We start from the raw sequence: 301 nt of genomic DNA on the forward strand, positions 1-301 counted from the left end.
GCGGCGGCCGACAGGACCGCCGCCCCCACCACGTACGCCGTCGTCCTGCTCCACCCGTGCCTGTTCACCGCGCCGTGCTCCCCGTTCCCGTTCAGCGATCCCGCTCGTTAGCACGGTAACGGTCGCACGTTCGGTTCCCGGACGGGCGTGCGGCCCGGTGGTCCTACTCCACGTGCTCGCTGATGAACGACCAGCGGTGCACCGGACGGCCCAGCAAGGCGGCGGGCGGCTCGGGCACCGGCACCGGCTCGCCCGACCACCAGGTGATCAGCAGCACCCTCCCGCCGCCTTCGGCCGGGGG

The sequence above is a fragment of the Kitasatospora putterlickiae genome, from assembly GCF_039527695.1.
Classification (GTDB): Bacteria; Actinomycetota; Actinomycetes; order Streptomycetales; family Streptomycetaceae; genus Kitasatospora; species Kitasatospora putterlickiae.